The 21501-nt window shown below is 75.2% G+C and carries 1 pseudogene; it reads right to left on the bottom strand.

Going from position 1 to position 21501, the window contains the following annotated elements:
- Nucleotides 1-34: 34 nt before the first annotated feature.
- Nucleotides 35-21310 (bottom strand): annotated as a pseudogene (locus ACQP2P_RS22425) (SDR family NAD(P)-dependent oxidoreductase); the annotation flags it as partial.
- Nucleotides 21311-21501: the final 191 nt, after the last annotated feature.

The raw sequence follows: 21501 nt of genomic DNA, 5'->3' as shown, positions 1-21501 counted from the left end.
GCTCGGCCTCGGCCGCGTCGGCGGGCTCGGCGTCGGCGCCGAGCAGCTGCTCGCGCAGGTGGGCGGCGAGGGCGGCCGGGCTCGGGTGGTCGAAGACGAGGGTGGTCGGCAGGCTCAGCCCGGTCGCGGACTTGAGCCGGTTGCGCAGGTCGACCGCGGTGAGGGAGTCGAACCCGAGCTCCTTGAAGGCCCGGTGCGCGTCGACGGTCGCGGCGCCGGCGTGCAGGACGGCCGCGGCCTCGGTCCGCACCAGGTCGGTCAGCAGCCGGTCCTGGTCCGGCCGGCCGAGCCCGGCGAGCCGGTCGCGCAGCCGGTCCGCGCCGTCGTCGTCCGCGGTGGCCGCGGCGGCCGCCGCGAGCACGTCCCGGACCTCGGGCAGGTCCTCGATGAGCGGGCGGGGCCGGGCCGAGGTGAACGCGGGCGCGAACCGGTCCCAGCGCACGTCGGCGACGGTCACGGAGGTCAGGTCCCGCCCGGCGGCCTGGGCGAGCGCGGCGACGGCGAGGTCCGGGTCCATCGCCGCGAGGCCGCGGCGCAGCAGGTGCTCCTGCGCCTCGGGGGTCGCCATCCCGCCGTCGGCCCAGGGCCCCCAGGCGACGCAGGTCGCGCGGAGGCCGCGGGCGCGGCGGTCGGCGGCGAGCCCGTCGAGGGCCGCGTTGGCGGCGCTGTAGGCGGCCTGGCCGGCGCTGCCCCAGGTGCCGGCGATCGAGCCGAAGAGGACGAACGCGTCGAGGTGCCGGTCGCGCGTGACGGCGTCGAGGTTGCGGGCGCCGGTCACCTTCGGGCGCAGTACCGCCGCCAGCTGAGCCCCCGTCAGCTCCGCCACCGGGATCGACTCGCCCTGGATGCCGGCCGCGTGCACGACGGCGCTCAGGTCGGTGATCGGGTCGACGACCCGGGCGAGGGCGTCGCGGTCGGCGATGTCGCACTGGATGATGTCGACCTTGCCGAGCGCGGTGAGCTCGGCGGCGCCGGGCGCGTTGCCGCCCTGCCGCGACAGCAGCACGACCCGGTCGGCGCCGTTGCCGAGCACCCAGCGGGCGATCCGGCCGCCGAGGGCGCCGGTGCCGCCGGTGATGAGCACGGTGCCGGTCGGCGTCCAGGACTGCTCGGTGGCGAGGGGTGCGCGCACGAGCCGCCGCCCGAACACCTCGGGTCCGCGGACCGAGACCTGGTCCTCGGGCCCTCCGGCGAGCACGCCGGCGATGCCGCCGCCGTCGCGCAGGTCGATGAGCCCGCCCCATCGGGCCGGCTGCTCGAGCGAGACGACCCGGCCGAGTCCCCACAGGACGCTGGATTCGGCATCGGTACGCCGGGTCACGCACCAGACCTTCGCGCCCGACCCGTCCGAGTCGAGGCGGCGCAGCAGGTCCAGCAGCTCGTCCGGGCTCGGCTCGACCAGGACCACGCCGCCGAGGTCGCCGAGCGGGCCCGCGTCGGTGTCGACGGCGGCTCCGGCCGCGCGCAGGTCGGCGGTGATGTCGCCGGTGTCGCCGAGCACGAGCCACCGGCCCTGCAGTGTGGCGCCGGCCGGGGCCGGCAGCGGGGTCCACTCGGTGCGGTAGGACCAGGAGTCGAGGACCTTCCCCCGCCCGCGCTGCTGCCGCCACGACGACAGGGCCGGCACGAGCGTGTCGAGCGAGGCCCGGGTGTGCTCGCCGAGCTGGGCGACGAGCTCGCCGATGTCGGCGCGGTCGACGGCGGCCCAGAAGGAGTCGTCCTCGGCCGGCGTCGGCGCGGGCGCGGGCCAGAACCGCTCCCGCTGGAAGGCGTAGTTCGGCAGCCCGACGACCCGACCGCCGGTGAACGTGGTGCTCCAGTCGATGTCGACCCCGGCCACGAACAGCTCGGCGACGGCCCGCAGCAGCGTCTCCGGCTCGTCCCGGTTCCGCCGCAACGTACCAACCACAACGGCGTCATCGGCCGGCAGATGCGGCACCAGAATCGCGTCCGGCCCGACCTCCACGAAGGTGTCGACCCCCTCGGCGCGCATGGCAGCGACGTTGTCGGCGAACAACACCGTCCCGCGCACATGCCGCACCCAGTAGTCGGCGTCAAACTCGGTGATCAGCCCACCGGTGACGTTGGAGACGATCGGAATCTGCGGCGGATTGAAGATGACGGTGTCGAGGACCGCGCGGAACTCGTCCAGCATCGGCTCCATCAACGCGCTGTGGAACGCATGCGACACCCGCAGCCGACTGGTCCGGATCCCGGGGAACTCGGGCAGCAACTCGGCAGGACCGGACAACACCCACGCGTTCGGCCCGTTGATCGCCGCAACCGACACGCCATCCGGGACCTCGTGAACGGGCGCTCCGACCGCGAGCATTCCCCCACCGGCCGGCAGCGCCTGCATCAACCGAGCCCGGGCCGCCACCACCTTGCACGCGTCCTCCAGCGACCACACACCAGCCACATACGCCGCGACCAGCTCACCGATCGAGTGACCGCCAACGACCGCCGGGTTGAGGCCCCACGCCCTCAACTGCTCATACAACGCGACTTCGATCGCGAACAACGCCGGCTGCGTGATCTCGGTTTCGTCGATCCGCTCGTCCGGCAATTCACCGAAGTGCCCGCGCACCTCGGCGTACACCCGGTTGAACACCGGGAAGTCCAGACCCGCACCCATCCCGGCCCGCTGGGCGCCCTGACCCGAGAACAGCACCCCGACCCGGCGAGCCGTGGCAACACCCGTCACCGTCTCACCCGGCAGCACCACCAGCCGGTGATCGAACCGAGCCCGCGACAACAGCGAACGAGCCGTGTCCGCCCCTGGAGTCAGACGCTCGGCATACGCGCGAGCCGCCTGCGCCGAACGTGCCGACACCACCAGCGGCACCAGCGCGGACGACTCCACCGGCTCGACAGGCGGCTCCTCGACCGACTCCAGGATCACGTGGGCGTTCGTGCCGCTGATGCCGAACGACGACACCGCCGCTCGCCGGGGTCGGTCAAGGGCCGGCCACGGCTGCGCCTCCGTCAGCAGCGACACCGAGCCGGCCGACCAGTCCACGTGCGGGGTCGGCTCGTCCACGTGCAGGGTCCGCGGCAGGACGCCGTGGCGCATCGCCAGGATCATCTTGATGATGCCCGCGGCGCCGGCGGCCGCCTGGGCGTGGCCGATGTTCGACTTGATGGAGCCGAGCCACAGCGGCCGGTCCCGGTCCTGGCCGTAGGTGGCGAGTACGGCCTGGGCCTCGATGGGGTCGCCGAGCGTCGTGCCGGTGCCGTGCGCCTCGACCGCGTCCACGTCGGAGGCGGCCAGCCCGGCGCCGGCGAGGGCCTGGCGGATCACGCGCTGCTGCGACGGGCCGTTCGGGGCCGTCAGACCGTTCGAGGCGCCGTCCTGGTTGACCGCGGAGCCGGCGACGACGGCGAGGACCGGGTGCCCGAGCCGCCGCGCGTCCGACAGCCGCTCGACGAGCAGCACGCCGACGCCCTCCGACCAGCCCGTCCCGTCCGCGGCGCCGGCGAAGGACTTGCAGCGGCCGTCCGCCGAGAGGCCGCGCTGCCGCGAGAACTCCTCAAAGGCGCCCGGGGTGGCCATCACCGTCACGCCACCGGCGAGGGCGAGATCGCACTCCCCCTGGCGCAGCGATTGGGCGGCGAGGTGCAGGGCGACGAGCGAGGACGAGCAGGCGGTGTCGATGGTGACGGCCGGGCCTTCGAGGCCGAACACGTACGCCACCCGGCCCGAGGCCACGCTGCCGGCGGAGCCGTTGGCGACGTACCCCTCGACCTCGGCGGCGGAGCCGGTCAGCTGGGTGAAGTAGTCGTGGTGGATGAGGCCGACGAAGGTGCCGGTCTGGGTGCCGACCAGGGTGGTGGGGTCGATGCCGGCGTTCTCGAAGGTCTCCCAGGTGGTCTCCAGCAGGAGCCGCTGCTGCGGGTCCATGGCCAGGGCCTCGCGCGGGCTGATGCCGAAGAACGCGTGGTCGAACAGGGCCGCGTCGTGCAGGAACCCGCCGCGCCGGGTGTGGGAGGTGTCGCGGAGCCGGTCGAGGTCCCAGCCGCGGTCGGCCGGGAACCCGTCGATGGCGTCGACGCCGTCGTCGACCAGGGTCCACAGCTCGTCCGGGGTGGTGACGCCGCCCGGGAAGCGGCACGCCATCGAGATGATGACGATCGGGTCGTCCGCGGGGGCCGGGGCGGCGGGCCGGATCGGGTTCGCGGCCGGTTCGCTGGGGCGCAGCTGGTCGAGGATGTACGCGCCCAGCCGGCTCGGCGTCGGGTAGTCGAACACGAGCGTGGCCGGCAGCCGCAGGCCGGTCAGCGTCGCGAGGCGGTTGCGCAGCTCGACGGAGGTGAGCGAGTCGAAGCCGAGCTCCTTGAACGCCTTCGTCTCCGCGATCGCGGTGCCGCCGCCGAGGACGAGCCCGGCCTGGGCGCAGACGGTGTCGACGACGAGCTGCCGGGCGTCGTCCGGGGCGCGGCCGGCGAGCCGGTCGGCCAGGTCCGTGCCCGTGGGGCGGCCGGCTCGGGCGCGGGGTCGTCCGCCGCCGAACAGGTCTCGCAGGATCGGGAGCACCGGGGTGCCGTCGCGCGGGGCCTCGAGGCGGGCGGCGACGAGTGCGGGGCGTCCCGAGTGGACGGCCGCGTCGAACAGGGCGGTGCCCTGGGCGGGCTCCAGGGCGCCGATGCCGCCGGAGGCCATGCGGCCGCGGGCCCCGGCGTCGAGGCCGGCGGTCATGCCGCCGGTCTGCGCCCACAGGCCCCAGCCGACGCTCGTGGCGGGCAGGCCCTGCTGGTGGCGGAGCTGGGCGAGGGCGTCGAGGTAGGCGTTGGCGGCCGCGTAGTTGGCCTGGCCGGCGCTGCCGAGGGTGGCGGCGATCGAGGAGAACAGCACGAACCCGGCCAGGTCGCGGCCCGCGGTGGCCTCGTGCAGGTGCCGGGCCCCGTCCGCCTTCGGCCCGAGCACCGCGTCGAGCTGCTCCGCGGTCATGGACTCGATGACGGTGTCGGCGATGACGCCGGCCGTGTGCACGACGGCGGTCAGGTCGGGAATCGAGTCGACGAGCGCGAACACGGCATCCCGGTCGCGCACGTCGCAGGAGATCTCGCCGTGCCGGGAGGCCTGCACCACGCGGGCGACCGTGCCGCTGTCGAGCAGGTGGCGGGCGATGACCTCGGCGATGGTGCCACCGCCGGTGATGAGGACCGTGCCGTCCGGGTCCCAGCGGCGCGGCAGGGTCAGCACCAGCTTGCCGATGTGGCGGGCCTGCGACAGGGTGCGCAGCGCGTCGGGGGCGCGCCGGGCGTCGAAGGCGTGGACGGGCAGGGGCTGGAGGGCGCCGCGCTCGAAGAGGCCGACGATGTCGAGGAGCATCTCCTGGATGCGGGCGCCGGGCACGTCGCCGAGGTCGAAGGCCGTGTAGGCCACGCCGTCCGGGTCGCGCAGGTCGGCCTTGCCCAGCTCCACGAACCGGCCACCCGGCGCCAGCAGCCGCAGCGAAGCGTCGATGAACTCGCCCGTCAACGCGTTGAGCACCACATCGACACCCGGCGCGAACTTCGCCTCGAACTCCGTCGTGCGCGACGACGCCAGCCGCGACCCGTCCACACCCAGACCCAGCACCGTCGGCCACTTCGCGGGACTCGCGGTGGCGTACACGGTCGCACCCCAGTGATGGGCGAGCTGAATCGCGGCCATGCCCACGCCACCGGCACCCGAGTGGATGAGCACCGACTCACCGGACGCCAGGGCCGCCACGTCCCGCAGACCGTAGTAGGCGGTGAGGAAGACGACCGGTACCGACGCCGCCTGCGCGAACGTCCAGCCGGCCGGGAAGCGCACCAGGCGGTCCCGGGCCGTCACCGCCTCGGGCCCGATCGCGCCGTCGAACATCCCCATGACCCGGTCCCCGACGGCGAGGTCGGTGACGTCCGGGCCGACCTCGGCGACCACGCCGCTGGCCTCGATGCCCATCACGGCGCCGGGGTCGGGGTACATGCCGAGGGCGATGAGCACGTCACGGAAGTTGAGCCCGGCGGCGCGGATCTCGACCCGCACCTGGCCGGTCTCCAGGCCCGGGCGCTCGCAGGCGACGAGCCCGACGCCCTCGACCGTGCCGGCGCCCAGGTTCACCAGCCGCCAGGGGCCGTCGGGCGTCTCCAGGCCGCCGGCGGCCCGGGCCAGGGCGGGGACGAGGACTGCGCCGTCCCGCACCGCCGCCTCGCCGATGCCGGCCGCGACCAGGCCGCCGAGGAGTTCGGGGGCGGCGTCGCCCTCGACCAGCGTGAGGCGTCCGGGGTGCTCGGCGGATGCGGAGCGCACCAGGCCCCACGCGGACGCGCTCGCGAGGTCCGTGATCCGGCCGACCGCGCCCTGGGTCACGACGACCAGGCGGCCCGAGCCGGCGAGGGTGTCCCGCACCCGCTCCAGCACCAGGTCCATCGAGGTGCCGGGGGCCATCCGCCACACGTCCACGTCGGCGGGAAGCTCGGCGGGGTCGACCTCGCGCGGCTGCCAGCCGAGCTCGAAGAGCCAGCGGGCGGCGGTACGGTCGGCGGTGAGGTCGGTGGTGAGCGCCCGGAGCACGACCCGCTCGATGGACACGACCGGCTGCCCGGTCTCGTCGGCGGCGACGACCTCGACCCCGGTGGCGACGTCGCCGCGGACGCGGACCCGCAGGGCCGTGGCGCCGGCGGCGTGGACCCGGACCCCGCCGAACACGAACGGCAGCCAGGCGCCGTCGCCCGCGGGGCCGTCGGGGCCGAGGAAGGCGATGGCGTGCAGCGCGGCGTCGAGCAGCGCCGGGTGCACGGCGAACGAGCCGGCCGGGGCGGGCAGCGCGACCTCGGCGTAGACGGCGTCGCCGCCGCGCCAGACGCGTCGAAGCCCCTGGAACGTGGGCCCGTAGGTGACGGCGCCGGGCGCGTACCAGTCGCCGATCGGCACCTCCACGGCGTCTGCGGGCCGCTCGAAGGAGGTCCCGTGCTCGTCCGCGGCGCCGAGCGACCCGTCGGCGTGCCGCGTCCACGCGTCGCCGTCGTCGAGGCGCGAGTGCACCGTCACCGGACGCCGGCCCGTCGCGTCCGCCTCGCCGACGCGCACCTGCACGGCGACGCTCCCGGCGGACGGCAGCACGAGCGGCGCGACCAGCGTCAGCTCGTCGAGCATGACCGCGCCGACCTCGTCACCGGCCCGCACCGCCATCTCGACCAGCGCGGTGCCGGGCACGACCACGGCCCCGCCGACGACGTGGTCGGCGAGCCAGGGCTGGGCCGTGACCGAGAGCCGCCCGGTCAGCACCACGCCACCGTCGCCGGCCACGGACATGACGGCGCCGAGCAGCGGGTGGCCGGTCACGCCCAGCCCGGCCCCGGAGACATCGCCGACGGCCGTGCTCTCCAGCCAGTAGCGCCGCCGCTGGAACGCGTAGGTCGGCAGCTCGACGACCCGTCCGCCGCTGAAGGTGGTGCTCCAGTCGATGTCGACGCCGGCGACGAACAACTCGGCGACGGCCCGCAGCAGCGCCTCGGACTCGTCCCGGTTCCGCCGCAACGTACCAACCACCACGGCGTCATCGGCCGGCAGATGCGGCACCAGAATCGCGTCCGGCCCGACCTCCACGAAGGTGTCGACACCCTCGGCGCGCATGGCAGCGACGTTGTCGGCGAACAACACCGTCCCGCGCACGTGCCGCACCCAGTAGTCCGCGTCGAACTCGCTGATGAGCCCGCCGGTGACGTTGGAGACGATCGGGAGCTGCGGCGGATGGAACGTGACGCCTGCCAAGACCTCGCGGAACTCGGCCAGCATCGGCTCCATCAACGCCGAGTGGAACGCATGCGACACCCGCAAACGGCTGGTCCGCACCCCCGGGAACTCCGGCAGCAGCTCGGCCGGGCCCGACAGGACCCACGCATTCGGACCATTGATCGCCGCCACCGACACACCATCGGGCACGTCCTCAACCGGAGCCCCGACCGCCAGCATCCCGCCACCCGGCGGCAAGGCCTGCATCAACCGAGCCCGGGCCGCGACCACCTTGCACGCATCTTCCAGCGACCACACCCCGGCCACATACGCCGCTACCAGCTCACCGATCGAGTGCCCGCCGACGACCGACGGCCGCAGACCCCAGGCCTGCAACTGCTCATACAACGCGACTTCGATCGCGAACAACGCCGGCTGGGTGACCTCAGTGTCGTCGATCCGCTCGTCCGGCAGCTCACCGAAATGCCCGCGCACCTCGGCGTACACCCGGTTGAACACCGGGAAGTCCAGACCCGCACCCATCCCCGCCCGCTGCGCGCCCTGACCCGAGAACAGCACCCCGACCCGGCGCGCCGTGGCGACACCCGCCACCGCCTCACCCCGCAGCACCACCAGCCGGTGATCGAACCGAGCCCGGGACAACAACGAACGAGCCGTGTCCGCACCCGGCATCAGACGATCGGCATACGCACGAGCCGCCTCCGCCGAACGCGCCGACACCACCAACGGCACCAACGCGGACGACTCCACCGGCTCCGGGGCCGGCTCCTCGACCGACTCCAGGATCACGTGGGCGTTCGTGCCGCTGATGCCGAACGACGACACGGCGGCGCGGCGCGGACGGTCGAGAGCCGGCCACGGCCGCGGCTCGGCCAGCAGCGCCACCCGCCCGGCCGACCAGTCCACGTGCGACGTCGGCTCGTCCACGTGCAGGGTCCGCGGCAGGACGCCGTGGCGCATCGCCAGGACCATCTTGATGACCCCGGCGACACCGGCGGCGGCCTGCGCGTGGCCGATGTTCGACTTGACGGAGCCGAGGTACAGCGGCTGCTCCCGATCCTGCCCGTAGGTGGCGAGCAGCGCCTGGGCCTCGATCGGGTCGCCGAGGCGGGTGCCCGTGCCGTGCGCCTCGACGGCGTCCACGTCGGAGGCGGCCAGCCCGGCGGTGGCGAGCGCCTGCCGGATGACCCGCTGCTGCGCGGGGCCGTTCGGGGCGGTCAGGCCGCTGCTGGCGCCGTCCTGGTTGATGGCCGAGCCGCGCACGACCGCGAGGACGGTGTGGCCGAGCCGCCGGGCGTCGGAGAGCCGCTCGACGAGCAGCATGCCGACGCCCTCGGCGAAGCCGGTGCCGCGGGCGCCGGAGCCGAAGGCCTTGCAGCGGCCGTCGGGCGAGAGGCCGCCCTGCCGCGCGAACTCGGCGAGCATGCCCGGCGTCGACATGACGGTGACGCCGCCGACGAGGGCGGCGTCGCACTCGTGGTGCCGCAGCGACTGGGCGGCCAGGTGCAGCGCCACGAGCGAGGACGAGCACGCGGTGTCGACGGTGACGGCCGGGCCTTCCAGGCCGAAGGTGTACGCGATCCGGCCCGACGCGATGCTGCCCGCGCTGCCGTTGCCGATGTACCCGTCGAGCTCGCCCGAGCCGCCCGTGGCCCGCGACGCGTAGTCGTGGTAGATCAGGCCGACGAACACGCCGGTGCGGGTGCCGCGCAGCGTCGTCGGGTCGATCCCGCCGCGCTCGATCGCCTCCCAGGAGCCCTCGAGCAGCAGCCGCTGCTGCGGGTCCATGGCGAGCGCCTCGCGCGGGTTGATGCCGAAGAACTCGGCGTCGAAGTCGGCGGCGTCGTGCAGGAACCCGCCCTGGCGGATCGCGCCTTCCCCGACCGCCTCGACGCCCCAGCCGCGGTCGGCCGGGAAGTCGCCGATCGCGTCGGTGCCGGACGACACCAGGTCCCACAGCTCGTCGGGCGAGCCGACACCGCCCGGGAAGCGGCAGCTCATGCCGACGATCGCGATGGGCTCGCCGGCCGCCGCGGCGACGAGCACCGGGCGCTGCTCGACCGGCGCGCCGGCGATCTCACGGTCGAGGTGCTCGGCGAGCGCGGCCGGGGTCGGGTAGTCGAAGGCGAGCGTGGTCGGCAGCCGCAGCCCGGTCGCGGCGCCGAGCCGGTTGCGCAGCTCGACGGAGGTGAGGGAGTCGAAGCCGACGTCCTTGAACGGCCGGTGCGGCTGGAGGAGCTCGGCGGAGGAGAACCCGAGCACCGAGGCGGCGGCGGCCGACACCAGCTCGACGAGCCGGGCGCGGCGCTCGTCGGGGGCGAGCGCGGCCAGCCGGTCGCGGGCCGAGGCCGTGTCCGCCGCGGCGGCGACGCGGCGGCGGGTGCCGCGGGCCCGGACCAGGTCACGCAGGAGCGGCGGGATCTGATCCTCCGGTACCGCCGGACGCTTCCCCGGCAACGGCAGCAGCACCATGTGCGGCGCGTCGACCCGGCGGGCGGCGTCGAACAGCGCGATCCCCTGCGCGTCGGTGATCGCGGCGACCGCGCGCTCGCTGACGTGCGCGGTCATGGCGCTGGTCCGCTCCCACAGGCCCCACGCGAGGCTGGTCGCCGGGAGGCCCTGCTGCCGCCGCTGGTGCGCGAGCGCGTCCAGGTAGGCGTTGGCGGCCGCGTAGTTGCCCTGCCCCGGGCTGCCGAGCGTCGCGGCGAGGGAGGAGAACAGGACGAACCCGGCCAGGTCGCGGTGCGCGGTGGCCTCGTGCAGGTGCCGGGCTCCGTCCACCTTCGGGCCGGCGACGGTGTGGAGGTCGTCGGGCGTCATGGACTCGATGAGCGTGTCGCCGATGACGCCGGCGGTGTGCACGACGGCGGTCAGGTCGGGAATCGAGTCGACGAGCGCGAACACGGCGTCCCGGTCGCGGACGTCGCAGACGACGTCGCCGTGCCGGGAGGCCTGCACCACCCGGGCGACCGTCCCGCTGTCGAGCAGGTGGCGGGCGATGACCTCGGCGATGGTGCCGCCGCCGGTGATGAGGACCGTGCCGTCCGGGTCCCACCGGCGCGGGAGGGTCAGCACCAGCTTGCCGGTGTGCCGCGCCTGGGACAGCATCCGCAGGGCGTCGGGGGCCTTGCGGACGTCGAAGGCCTGGATCGGCAGCGGCTGGAGCACGCCCCGCTCGAAGAGGCCGACGATGTCGAGGAGCATCTCCTGGATGCGGGCGCCGGGCACGTCGCCGAGGTCGAAGGCCGTGTAGGCCACGCCGTCCGGGTCGCGCAGGTCGGCCTTGCCCAGCTCCACGAACCGGCCACCCGGCGCCAGCAGCCGCAGCGAAGCGTCGATGAACTCGCCCGTCAACGCGTTGAGCACCACATCGACACCCGGCGCGAACTTCGCCTCGAACTCCGTCGTGCGCGACGACGCCAGCCGCGACCCGTCCACACCCAGACCCAGCACCGTCGGCCACTTCGCCGGACTCGCGGTCGCATACACCGTCGCACCCCAGTGATGGGCGAGCTGAATCGCCGCCATACCCACGCCACCGGCCCCGGCATGGATCAGCACCGACTCGCCGTCGGCGAGGCCCGCGAGGTCGCGCAGACCGTAGTAGGCGGTGAGGAAGACGACCGGGACCGACGCCGCCTGCGCGAACGTCCAACCGTCCGGAATCCGCACTAGGCGGTCCCGGGCCGTGATCGCCTCCGGGCCGGCGGCGCCGTCGAACATGCCCATGACCCGGTCGCCGGCGGCCAGATCCGTGACGCCGGGGCCGACCTCGGCGACCACGCCGGCGGCCTCGCTGCCCATCGTCGCGGCCGGGTCCGGATACATCCCGAGGGCGATGAGCGCGTCACGGAAGTTGAGCCCGGCGGCGCGGACCTCGACCCGCACCTCGTCCGGGCCGAGCTCGGCGCGCGCGTAGCCGACGAGGTCCACGCCCTCGACCGTCCCGGTGCCCCGGTTCTCGAGGCGCCAGAGACCGTCCGGCGCCGGCAGGCCACCGGCCCGCGCCAGGCTCGGCACCAGCACCCCGCCGTCCCGGACCGCCGCCTCGCCGATCCCGGCCGCAACGATGCCGCCCAGCAACTCCGGCGCCGCGTCCCCGTCGACCAGCGTGAAGCGGCCGGGGTGCTCCGACGACGCCGACCGCACCAGACCCCACGCCGACGCGGCGCCGAGATCCGTGATCCGCCCGACCGCACCCTCGGTCACCACCACCAGGCGGCCCGAGCCGGCGAGGGTGTCCCGCACCCGCTCCAGCACCAGGTCCATCGAGGTGCCGGGGGCCATCCGCCACACGTCCACGCCGGCCGGGAGGCTGGCCGGGCCGACCGGGCGCGGCTGCCAGTCCAGCTCGAACACCCACCGGTCGGCCGAACGGTCGTCGGCGGGTTCGCGCAGCACGACGCGGTCGATGGACACGACCGGCTGGCCGGACTCGTCGGCCGCGACGACCTCGAACCCGGACTCGGCATCACCGCGGACCCGCACGCGCAGGGCCGTGGCGCCGGTGGCGTGGACGCGGACGCCGCCGAAGACGAACGGCAGCCCGGCGGCGGGGTCGAGCAGGCCGATCGGGTGCAGGGCGGCGTCGAGCAGCGCGGGGTGGATCGCGAACGCGTCGGTGGCGAGGCCGTCGACGGCGACCTCGGCGTACACCGCGTCGCCGCCGCGCCAGAGGCGGCGCAGGCCCTGGAACGCCGGCCCGTAGGAGACGGCGGAGCGGGCGTACCAGTCGTCCACGGGGACGTCGGCCGCGCCGGCGGGGGGCCAGGTGAACGTGGGGGCCGGGGCGTCGGCGTCGCCGAAGGTGCCCTCGGCGTGGCGGGTCCAGTCGGGGTCGTCGTCCGGGCGGGAGTACACCGTGACGGAGGAGCCCACGTGGATCTGCACGGTCACCCCGCCGGTCGGCGGCACGACCAGCGGCGCGAGGAGGGTCAGCTCCTCCAGGGCGGCCGCGCCGACCTCGTCGCCGGCCCGCACCACCATCTCGACCAGCGCGGTGCCCGGCACGACGACCGCGCCCCCGACCACGTGGTCGGCGAGCCAGGGCTGGGCCGCGAGCGACAGCCGGCCGGTGAGCAGCACGCCGCCGTCGCCCGCGACCGACACGACCGCGCCGAGCAGGGGGTGGCCGGTGACGCCCAGGCCGGCGCCCGACACGTCGCCGAGCCCGCCCGCGGCCAGCCAGAAGCGCTCCCGCTGGAACGCGTAGGTGGGCAGCGGCACCGGGCGGCCGCCGGAACCGGCGAAGAGCGCGGTCCAGTCGACATCGACGCCGTGGGCGAACAGCTCGGCGGCGTTCGTCATCAGCTCCCGGGCGCCGTCCTCGTGCCGGCGCAGCGAGCCGACGGCCAGGCCGGCGGCGGCGTCGAGGTCCTCCTGCAGGCCGGCCTTGAGCACCGGGTGCGGGGACACCTCGACGAAGACGCGGTGGCCGGCCTCGACCAGGCGGCTCACGACCGGCTGGAGGCGGACGGGGCGGCGGAGGTTGTCGTACCAGTACTCGGCGTCGAGCGCCCCGGTGTCGACGAGGCCGGCGGTGACCGTCGAGTAGAACGCGATGTCACAGGGGCGCGGCTCGACGCCGGCGAGGGCCGCGAGCAGCTCGTCGCGGACCGGCTCCACCTGCGCGGAGTGCGAGGCGTAGTCGACGGGCAGCCGCCGGAACCGGATGTCCCGCTCGGCGCAGACGCCTTCGAGTGCCGCCAGTGCTTCGAGGGCGCCGGAGACGACTGCGGCGGCGGTACCGTTCACCGCCGCGATCGACAGCTCGTCACCCCACGGTTCGATCAGCGCGGCCGCGTCCGCCTCGGACACGGAGACCGCGAGCATCCCGCCCCGGCCGCCGAGCGGGACCAGCGCGCGGCTGCGCACGGCGACGACCCGGGCCGCGTCCTCGAGGGACAGCGCCCCGGCGACGCAGGCCGCGGCGATCTCGCCCTGCGAGTGCCCGACGACGACGTCCGGCCGGACCCCGCAGGCCCGCCACAGCTCGGCGAGGGAGACCATGACCGCGAACAGGGCCGGCTGGACGACGTCGACCCGGTCGAGGGACGCCGCGCCGGGCCGGCCGCGCAGCACGTCCTCGAGCACCCAGTCGACGTGCGGGGCGAGGGCCGCGGCGCAGGCCCGCAGACGGTCCCGGAAGACCGGCGAGGTGTCGAGCAGGTCGACGGCCATGCCCTCCCACTGCGAGCCCTGGCCGGGGAAGACGAAGACGATCGGTCCCGGGTCCTGCGCGGACTCGGCGGCGGCCGGCTCCCCCGCCAGCCGGGCGAGCGCGTCGACGGCCTCGTCGCGGGTCCGCACGACCAGCGCGGAGCGGTGCGAGTGCCGGGCGCGCGTCGCGGCGAGCGAGTGGCCGAGGTCGACGAGGCCGAGTCCGGGCTCCCCGGCGAGGGCGGCGTGCAGCCGGGCGGCCTGGGCGCGCAGCGCGGCCTCGCCGCGGCCGGAGACGGGCAGCGGCACGACCGACGGCACCAGCCCGACCGGCGGCACCAGCCCGACCGGCGAAGCCTCCGGCGCCGGGGCGACGGCCGCGGGCGGCTCTTCGAGGATCACGTGGGCGTTGGTGCCGCTGATCCCGAACGACGAGACCCCGGCCCGGCGCGGACGGCCCGACGAGGGCCACGCCTGGGCCTCGGTGAGCAGCGCGACGGCGCCGGCGCTCCAGTCGACGTGGGGCGTGGGCTCGTCGACGTGCAGGGTTCGCGGGAGCAGGCCGTGGCGCATGGCCTGGATCATCTTGATGATGCCGGCGACCCCGGCGGCGGCCTGGGCGTGGCCGATGTTCGACTTGATCGAGCCGAGCCACAGCGGACGGTCGGCGGGGCGGTCCTGGCCGTAGGTGGCGAGAACGGCCTGGGCCTCGATCGGGTCGCCGAGAACCGTGCCGGTGCCGTGGGCCTCGACCGCGTCCACGTCGGAGGCGGCCAGCCCGGCGCCGGCGAGGGCCTGGCGGATCACGCGCTGCTGCGAGGGGCCGTTCGGGGCCGTGAGCCCGTTCGAGGCGCCGTCCTGGTTGACCGCGGAGCCGGCGACGACGGCGAGGACCGGGTGCCCGAGCCGCCGCGCGTCCGACAGCCGCTCGACGAGCAGCACGCCGACGCCCTCGGCCCAGCCGGTGCCGTCCGCGGCGCCGGCGAACGACTTGCACCGGCCGTCGGTGGACAGGCCGCCCTGGCGGGAGAACTCGGTGAACATGCCGGGGGTGGCCATGATCGCCGCTCCGGCCGCGACGGCCAGGGTGCACTCCCCCTGCCGCAGCGACTGGGCGGCGAGGTGCAGGGCGACCAGCGAGGACGAGCAGGCGGTGTCGACGGTGACGGCCGGTCCTTCGAGCCCGAACACGTAGGAGACGCGGCCGCTGGCGACGCTGCCGGCGGTGCCGGTGAGCAGGTGCCCGTCGAGGGCGGTCTGCTCGGCTCCGGCGGCGTAGTTCGAGGAGGCCGCGCCGATGAACGCGCCCGTCGGGCGGCCCGCCTGGGTGGCGGGGTCGATGCCGGCGTGCTCGAAGGCCTCCCAGGTGGTCTCCAGCAGCAGCCGCTGCTGCGGGTCCATGGCCAGGGCCTCGCGCGGGCTGATGCCGAAGAACGCGTGGTCGAACAGGGCCGCGTCGCGCAGGAACCCGCCCCGCCGCGTGTGGGAGGTGTCCCCGAGCCGGTCGAGGTCCCAGCCCCGGTCCACCGGGAACCCGTCGATCGCGTCGACGCCGTCGCGCACGAGGGTCCACAGCTCGTCCGGGGTGGTGACGCCGCCCGGGAAGCGGCACGCCATGCCGATGATGACGATCGGGTCGTCGGCGGGGGCCGTGGCGGGGGCGGGGGCGGCCGGGAGCGCGTCGGCGGTGGTCAGGTCGAGCTCGCGCAGGAGGTGCGCGGCGAGCCGGTTCGGGGTGGGGTGGTCGAAGACGAGGGTGGCCGGCAGCCGCACGCCGGTCAGCGTCGCGAGACGGTTGCGCAGCTCGACCGAGGTGAGGGAGTCGAAGCCGAGGTCCTTGAAGGCCCGGGTGGCCGCGATCGCGGTGCCGCCGCCGTGGCCGAGGACCAGGGCGGCCTGGGCGCAGACGGTGTCGACGACGAGCCGCTGGGCGTCGGCAGGGGCGAGGCCGGCGAGGCGGTCGGTCAGCGTCGTGGTCGTCGCCTGGGCGGCCTGGGCGCGGGGGCGGGCGGTACCGAACACGTCTCGAAGGATCGGAGGAACGGTCGCGCCGGGGCGCGGGGCCTCCAGCCGGGCCGGGATCAGCAACGGCCGGCCGGAGCGCACGGCGGCGGCGAAGAGGGCCGCGCCCTGGTCGGCCTCCAGCGCGACCATGCCGCCGGCCGAGAGGCGTCCCTGCGCGCCGGCGTCGAGGCCCGCGGTCATGCCGCCGGTCTGCGCCCACATGCCCCAGGCGAGGCTGGTCGCGGGGAGGCCCTGCTGGTGGCGGAGCTGGGCGAGGGCGTCGAGGTAGGCGTTGGCGGCCGCGTAGTTGCCCTGCCCCGGGCTGCCGATGGTGGCGGCGAGGGAGGAGAAGAGCACGAACCCGGCCAGGTCGCGGCCCGCGGTGGCCTCGTGCAGGTGCCGGGCGCCGTCGACCTTCGGCCCGGCGACGGTGGCGAGGTCTTCGGCGGTCATGGACTCGACCAGGGTGTCGGCGAGCACGCCGGCGGTGTGCACGACGGCGGTCAGGTCGGGAATCGAGTCGACGAGCGCGAACACGGCGTCCCGGTCGCGGACGTCGCAGACGACGTCGCCGTGCCGGGAGGCCTGCACCACCCGGGCGACCGTGCCGCTGTCGAGCAGGTGGCGGGCGATGACCTCGGCGATGATGCCGCCGCCGGTGATGAGGACCGTGCCGTCCGGGTCCCAGCGGCGCGGCAGGGTCAGCACGACCTTGCCGATGTGGCGGGCCTGGGAGAGCATCCGCAGGGCGTCGGGGGCCTTGCGGACGTCGAAGGCCTGGATCGGCAGCGGCTCCAGCACGCCCTGCTCGAACAGGGCGACGAGCTCGGTCAGCATCTGCTGGATGCGCGGGCCCGGGACGTCGCCGAGGTCGAAGGCCGTGTAGGCCACGCCGTCCGGGTCGCGCAGGTCGGCCTTGCCCAGCTCCACGAACCGGCCACCGGGCGCCAGCAGCCGCAGGGAAGCGTCGATGAACTCGCCCGTCAACGCGTTGAGCACCACATCGACACCCGGCGCGAACTTCGCCTCGAACTCCGTCGTGCGCGACGACGCCAGCCGCGACCCGTCCACACCCAGACCCAGCACCGTCGGCCACTTCGCCGGACTCGCGGTCGCGTACACCGTCGCACCCCAGTGATGGGCGAGCTGAATCGCGGCCATGCCCACGCCACCGGCGCCCGAGTGGATGAGCACCGACTCGCCGGGCGCCAGGGACGCCACGTCCCGCAGACCGTAGTACGCCGTGAGGAAGACGACCGGGACCGACGCCGCCTGCGCGAACGTCCAGCCGTCCGGGAAACGGGCGACACGGTTGCGGTCCGCGACCGCCTCCGGCCCGATCGCCGCGTCGAACACGCCCATGACCCGGTCGCCGACGGCCAGGCCGGTGACGTCCGAGCCGACCTCGACCACCACGCCGGCGGCCTCGCTGCCCATCGTCGCGGCCGGGTCCGGATACATCCCGAGGGCGATGAGCGCGTCACGGAAGTTGAGCCCGGCGGCGCGGACCTCGACCCGCACCTCGTCCGGGCCGAGCTCGGCGCGCGCGTAGCCGACGAGGTCCACGCCCTCGACCGTCCCGGTGCCCCGGTTCTCGAGGCGCCAGAGACCGTCCGGCGCCGGCAGGCCACCGGCCCGCGCCAGGCTCGGCACCAGCACCCCGCCGTCCCGGACCGCCGCCTCGCCGATCCCGGCCGCAACGATGCCGCCCAGCAACTCCGGCGCCGCGTCCCCGTCGACCAGCGTGAAGCGGCCGGGGTGCTCCGACGACGCCGACCGCACCAGACCCCACGCCGACGCGGCGCCGAGATCCGTGATCCGCCCGACCGCACCCTCGGTCACCACCACCAGGCGGCCCGAGCCGGCGAGGGTGTCCCGCACCCGCTCCAGCACCAGCTCCATCGAGGTGCCGGGGGCCATCCGCCACACGTCGACGCCGGCCGGGAGCTGCGCCGGGCCGACCTCGCGGGGCCGCCACTCCAGCTCGAACAGCCAGCGGGACGCGGCCCGGCCGGTGACCGGGCCGGCGGCGACCTCGCGCAGCACGACGCGGTCGATGGACACGACCGGCCGGCCGGACTCGTCGGCCGCGACGACCTCGAACCCCGACTCGGCATCACCGCGGACCCGCACGCGCAGCACCGTGGCGCCGGTGGCGTGAACCCGGACCCCGCCGAACACGAACGGCAGCCCGGCCGCGGGGTCGAGCAGGCCGACCGGGTGCAGGGCCGCGTCGAGCAGCGCCGGGTGCACCGCGAACTGGCTCGCCGTGTCGGCGGCCGGTCCGCTCAGGGCGACCTCGGCGTAGACCTCGCCGTCGCCGCGCCAGAGGCGGCGCAGGCCCTGGAACGCCGGGCCGTACGAGACGGCCGTGTGCGCGTACCAGTCGTCGACAGGCACCTCGGCCGCGGCCGCCGGGGGCCACGCGAGCGTGGGGGCGGTGGTGTCCGCGCCGCCGAACGTGCCCTCGGCGTGGCGGGTCCAGTCGGGGTCGTCGTCCTGGCGGGAGTACACCGTGACGGTCTCACCCACCTGGACCTGCACGGTCACGCCCCCGGCCGGCGGCAGGACCAGCGGGTTGAGGAGGGTCAGCTCGCTGAGGGCGCCCGCGCCGACCTCGTCGCCGGCCCGGACCACCATCTCGACCAGCGCCGTGCCGGGGACGACCACGGCCCCGCCGACGACGTGGTCGGCGAGCCAGGGCTGGGCGGCGAGGGAGAGCCGGCCGGTGGCGAGGACGACGTCGTCGCCGGCGACGCGGATGACCGCGTCGAGCAGCGGGTGGCCGGCGCCGGAGAGGGTGCGCACCGCCGTGTTCTCCAGCCAGTACCGCTCGCGCTGGAACGCGTACGTCGGCAGGTCGATCTTCCGCCCGCCGCCGAGGACCGCGCTCCAGTCGATGTCGACGCCGGCGACGAACAGCCCGGAGACGGCCCGCAGCAGCGACTCGGCCTCGTCGCGGCCGCGGCGCAGCGAGGCGACCACGACCGCCTCGTCGGACGGCAGGTGCGGCACGAGAATCGCGTCCGGCCCGACCTCCACGAAGGTGTCGACCCCGGCCTCGCGCATGGCGGCCACGTTGTCGGCAAACAGCACCGTGCCGCGGACGTGCCGCACCCAGTAGTCCGCGTCGAACTCGCTGATGAGCCCGCCGGTGACGTTGGAGACGATCGGGATCTGCGGCGGGTGAAACGTGACGGTGTCGAGGACCGCGCGGAACTCGTCGAGCATCGGCTCCATCAGCGCGCTGTGGAATGCATGCGAAACCCGCAGCCGACTCGTCCGGACGCCCGGGAACTCCGGAAGCAGCTCGGCCGGGCCGGACAGGACCCACGCGTTCGGCCCGTTGATCGCGGCGACCGAGACACCCTCGGGCACGTTCTCAACCGGAGCGCCGACCGCGAGCATCCCGCCACCCGGCGGCAAGGCCTGCATCAACTTCGCCCGGGCCGCGACCACCTTGCAGGCGTCCTCCAGCGACCACACCCCGGCCACATAGGCCGCGGCCAGCTCGCCGATCGAGTGACCACCGACGACCGACGGGTTCAGGCCCCACGCCTTCAACTGCTCGTACAGGGCCACCTCGATCGCGAACAACGCGGGCTGCGTGATCTCGGTTTCGTCGATCCGCTCGTCCGGCAGCGCACCGAAATGCCCCCGCACCTCGGCATGGACCCGGTTGAACACCGGGAAGTCCAGACCGGCACCCATCCCCGCCCGCTGCGCGCCCTGACCCGAGAACAGCACGCCGACCCGGCGCTCCGGGGTCGCGAGGCCGACGACCGCGCCGGTGAGGTCGGACAGCCCGGCCAGCAGGCCGTCCCGGTCGGAGGCCAGGACCACGGCGCGGTGGTCGAGCGCCGACCGCGCCGTGACCGAGGACCATCCGATGTCCGCGAGCGTCGCCGCCGGAGCGTCGCGGAGCCAGCCGGCCCAGCGCGCGGCCTGCCCGGCGAGGGCCCGCTCGTCCGCCCCGGAGAGCACGACCGGCGTGACCGGCAGGGCTGCGGCCGGGGCCGGCTCGGCGGACTCGACGGGCTTGCCGAGTTCAACCGGTGGCGGCTCCTCGATGATGGCGTGCGCGTTGGTGCCGCTCATGCCGAACGACGACACCCCGGCCCGGCGCGGCCGCTCCGCCGCGGGCCACGGCACGTCCGCGTCGAGCAGCGACACCGCCCCCGCGTCCCAGTCCACGTGCGGCGTCGGCTCGGCCGCGTGCAGGGTCCGGGGCAGCACCCCGTGGCGCAGCGCCTGGACCATCTTGATGACGCCCGCGACGCCCGCCGCGGCCTGCGTGTGCCCGATGTTCGACTTGACCGAGCCGAGCCACAGCGGCCGGTCGCGGCCCTGCCCGTAGGTGGCCAGCAGCGCCTGCGCCTCGATCGGGTCGCCGAGGCGGGTGCCGGTGCCGTGCGCCTCGACCGCGTCGACGTCCGCGGTCGTGAGCCGGGCGTCGGCGAGGGCCTGCTGGATGACGCGCTGCTGCGACGGGCCGTTCGGGGCGGTGAGCCCGCTGCTGGCGCCGTCCTGGTTCACGGCGGAGCCGCGCACGACGGCGAGGATCGGGTGGCCGAGTCGCTGGGCGTCGCGCAGGCGCTCGAGGACGAGGACGCCGGCGCCCTCGGCCCAGCCGGTGCCGTCGGCCGCGGCCGCGAAGGACTTGCAGCGCCCGTCGGCGGCGAGGCCGCGCTGGCGGGAGAACTCGACGAAGGCGCCCGGGGTGGCGAGCACGGTGACGCCGCCGGCGATCGCGAGCGAGCACTCGTTGCGGCGCAGGGCCTGGCTCGCCAGGTGCAGGGCGACCAGCGACGACGAGCAGGCGGTGTCGATGGTGACGGCGGGGCCCTCGAAGCCGAAAGTGTACGCCAGCCGGCCCGAGATGACGCTGGCGGCGGTGCCGGTGAGGACGTACCCCTCGACGCCCTCGGGCGGGTTGCGCAGCACGGTGGCGTAGTCCTGGCCGGCGGTGCCGACGAAGACGCCGGTGCGGCTGCGGTGCAGGGTCGACACGTCGATCCCGGCGCGTTCGATGGCCTCCCACGTGACCTCCAGCAGCAGCCGCTGCTGCGGGTCCATGGCGATGGCCTCGCGCCGGGAGATGCCGAACAGGGTGGCGTCGAAGTCCCCGGCGCCGTGCAGGAACGCGCCCTGGTTCGCGTAGGAGGTGCCGGCGTGGTCGGGGTCGGGGTCGTACAGCGCCGCCAGGTCCCAGCCGCGGTCGTCCGGGAACGGGCCCACCGCGTCGGCGCCGGCGGCGACGAAGTCCCACAGCTGCTCGGGCGTCTCGATCCCGCCCGGGTAGCGGCACCCCATGCCGACGATGGCGATCGGCTCGTGGGCCTCCGCCTCGAGCTCGCGCACGCGGGTGCGCGCCTGCCGAAGCTCGCCGGTGACCCACCTGAGATTCTCGAGAAGCTTCTCGTCATCAGCCATGGACGCACCCACTCCGAGAATATGCAGACGTCATGTGTGTCCCGCGCCCGCGCGTCATGGCTTGCGACCACCGATGGGACGCCTGGTCAACGTGACCCTACTGAGCGCCGATCAACGGCCCCAACCCCTAGGCACCCCTCAGGAGCCCCCTGCCGGAAGCCCTGCCGGAAGCCCTGCCG

It is taken from the genome of Dactylosporangium sp. CA-139114 (genome assembly GCF_050955725.1).
In the GTDB taxonomy this organism is placed as follows: domain Bacteria; phylum Actinomycetota; class Actinomycetes; order Mycobacteriales; family Micromonosporaceae; genus Dactylosporangium.
Note: the sequence above shows the minus strand (reverse complement) of the source record. Positions and strands in the feature narration are given on the sequence as shown.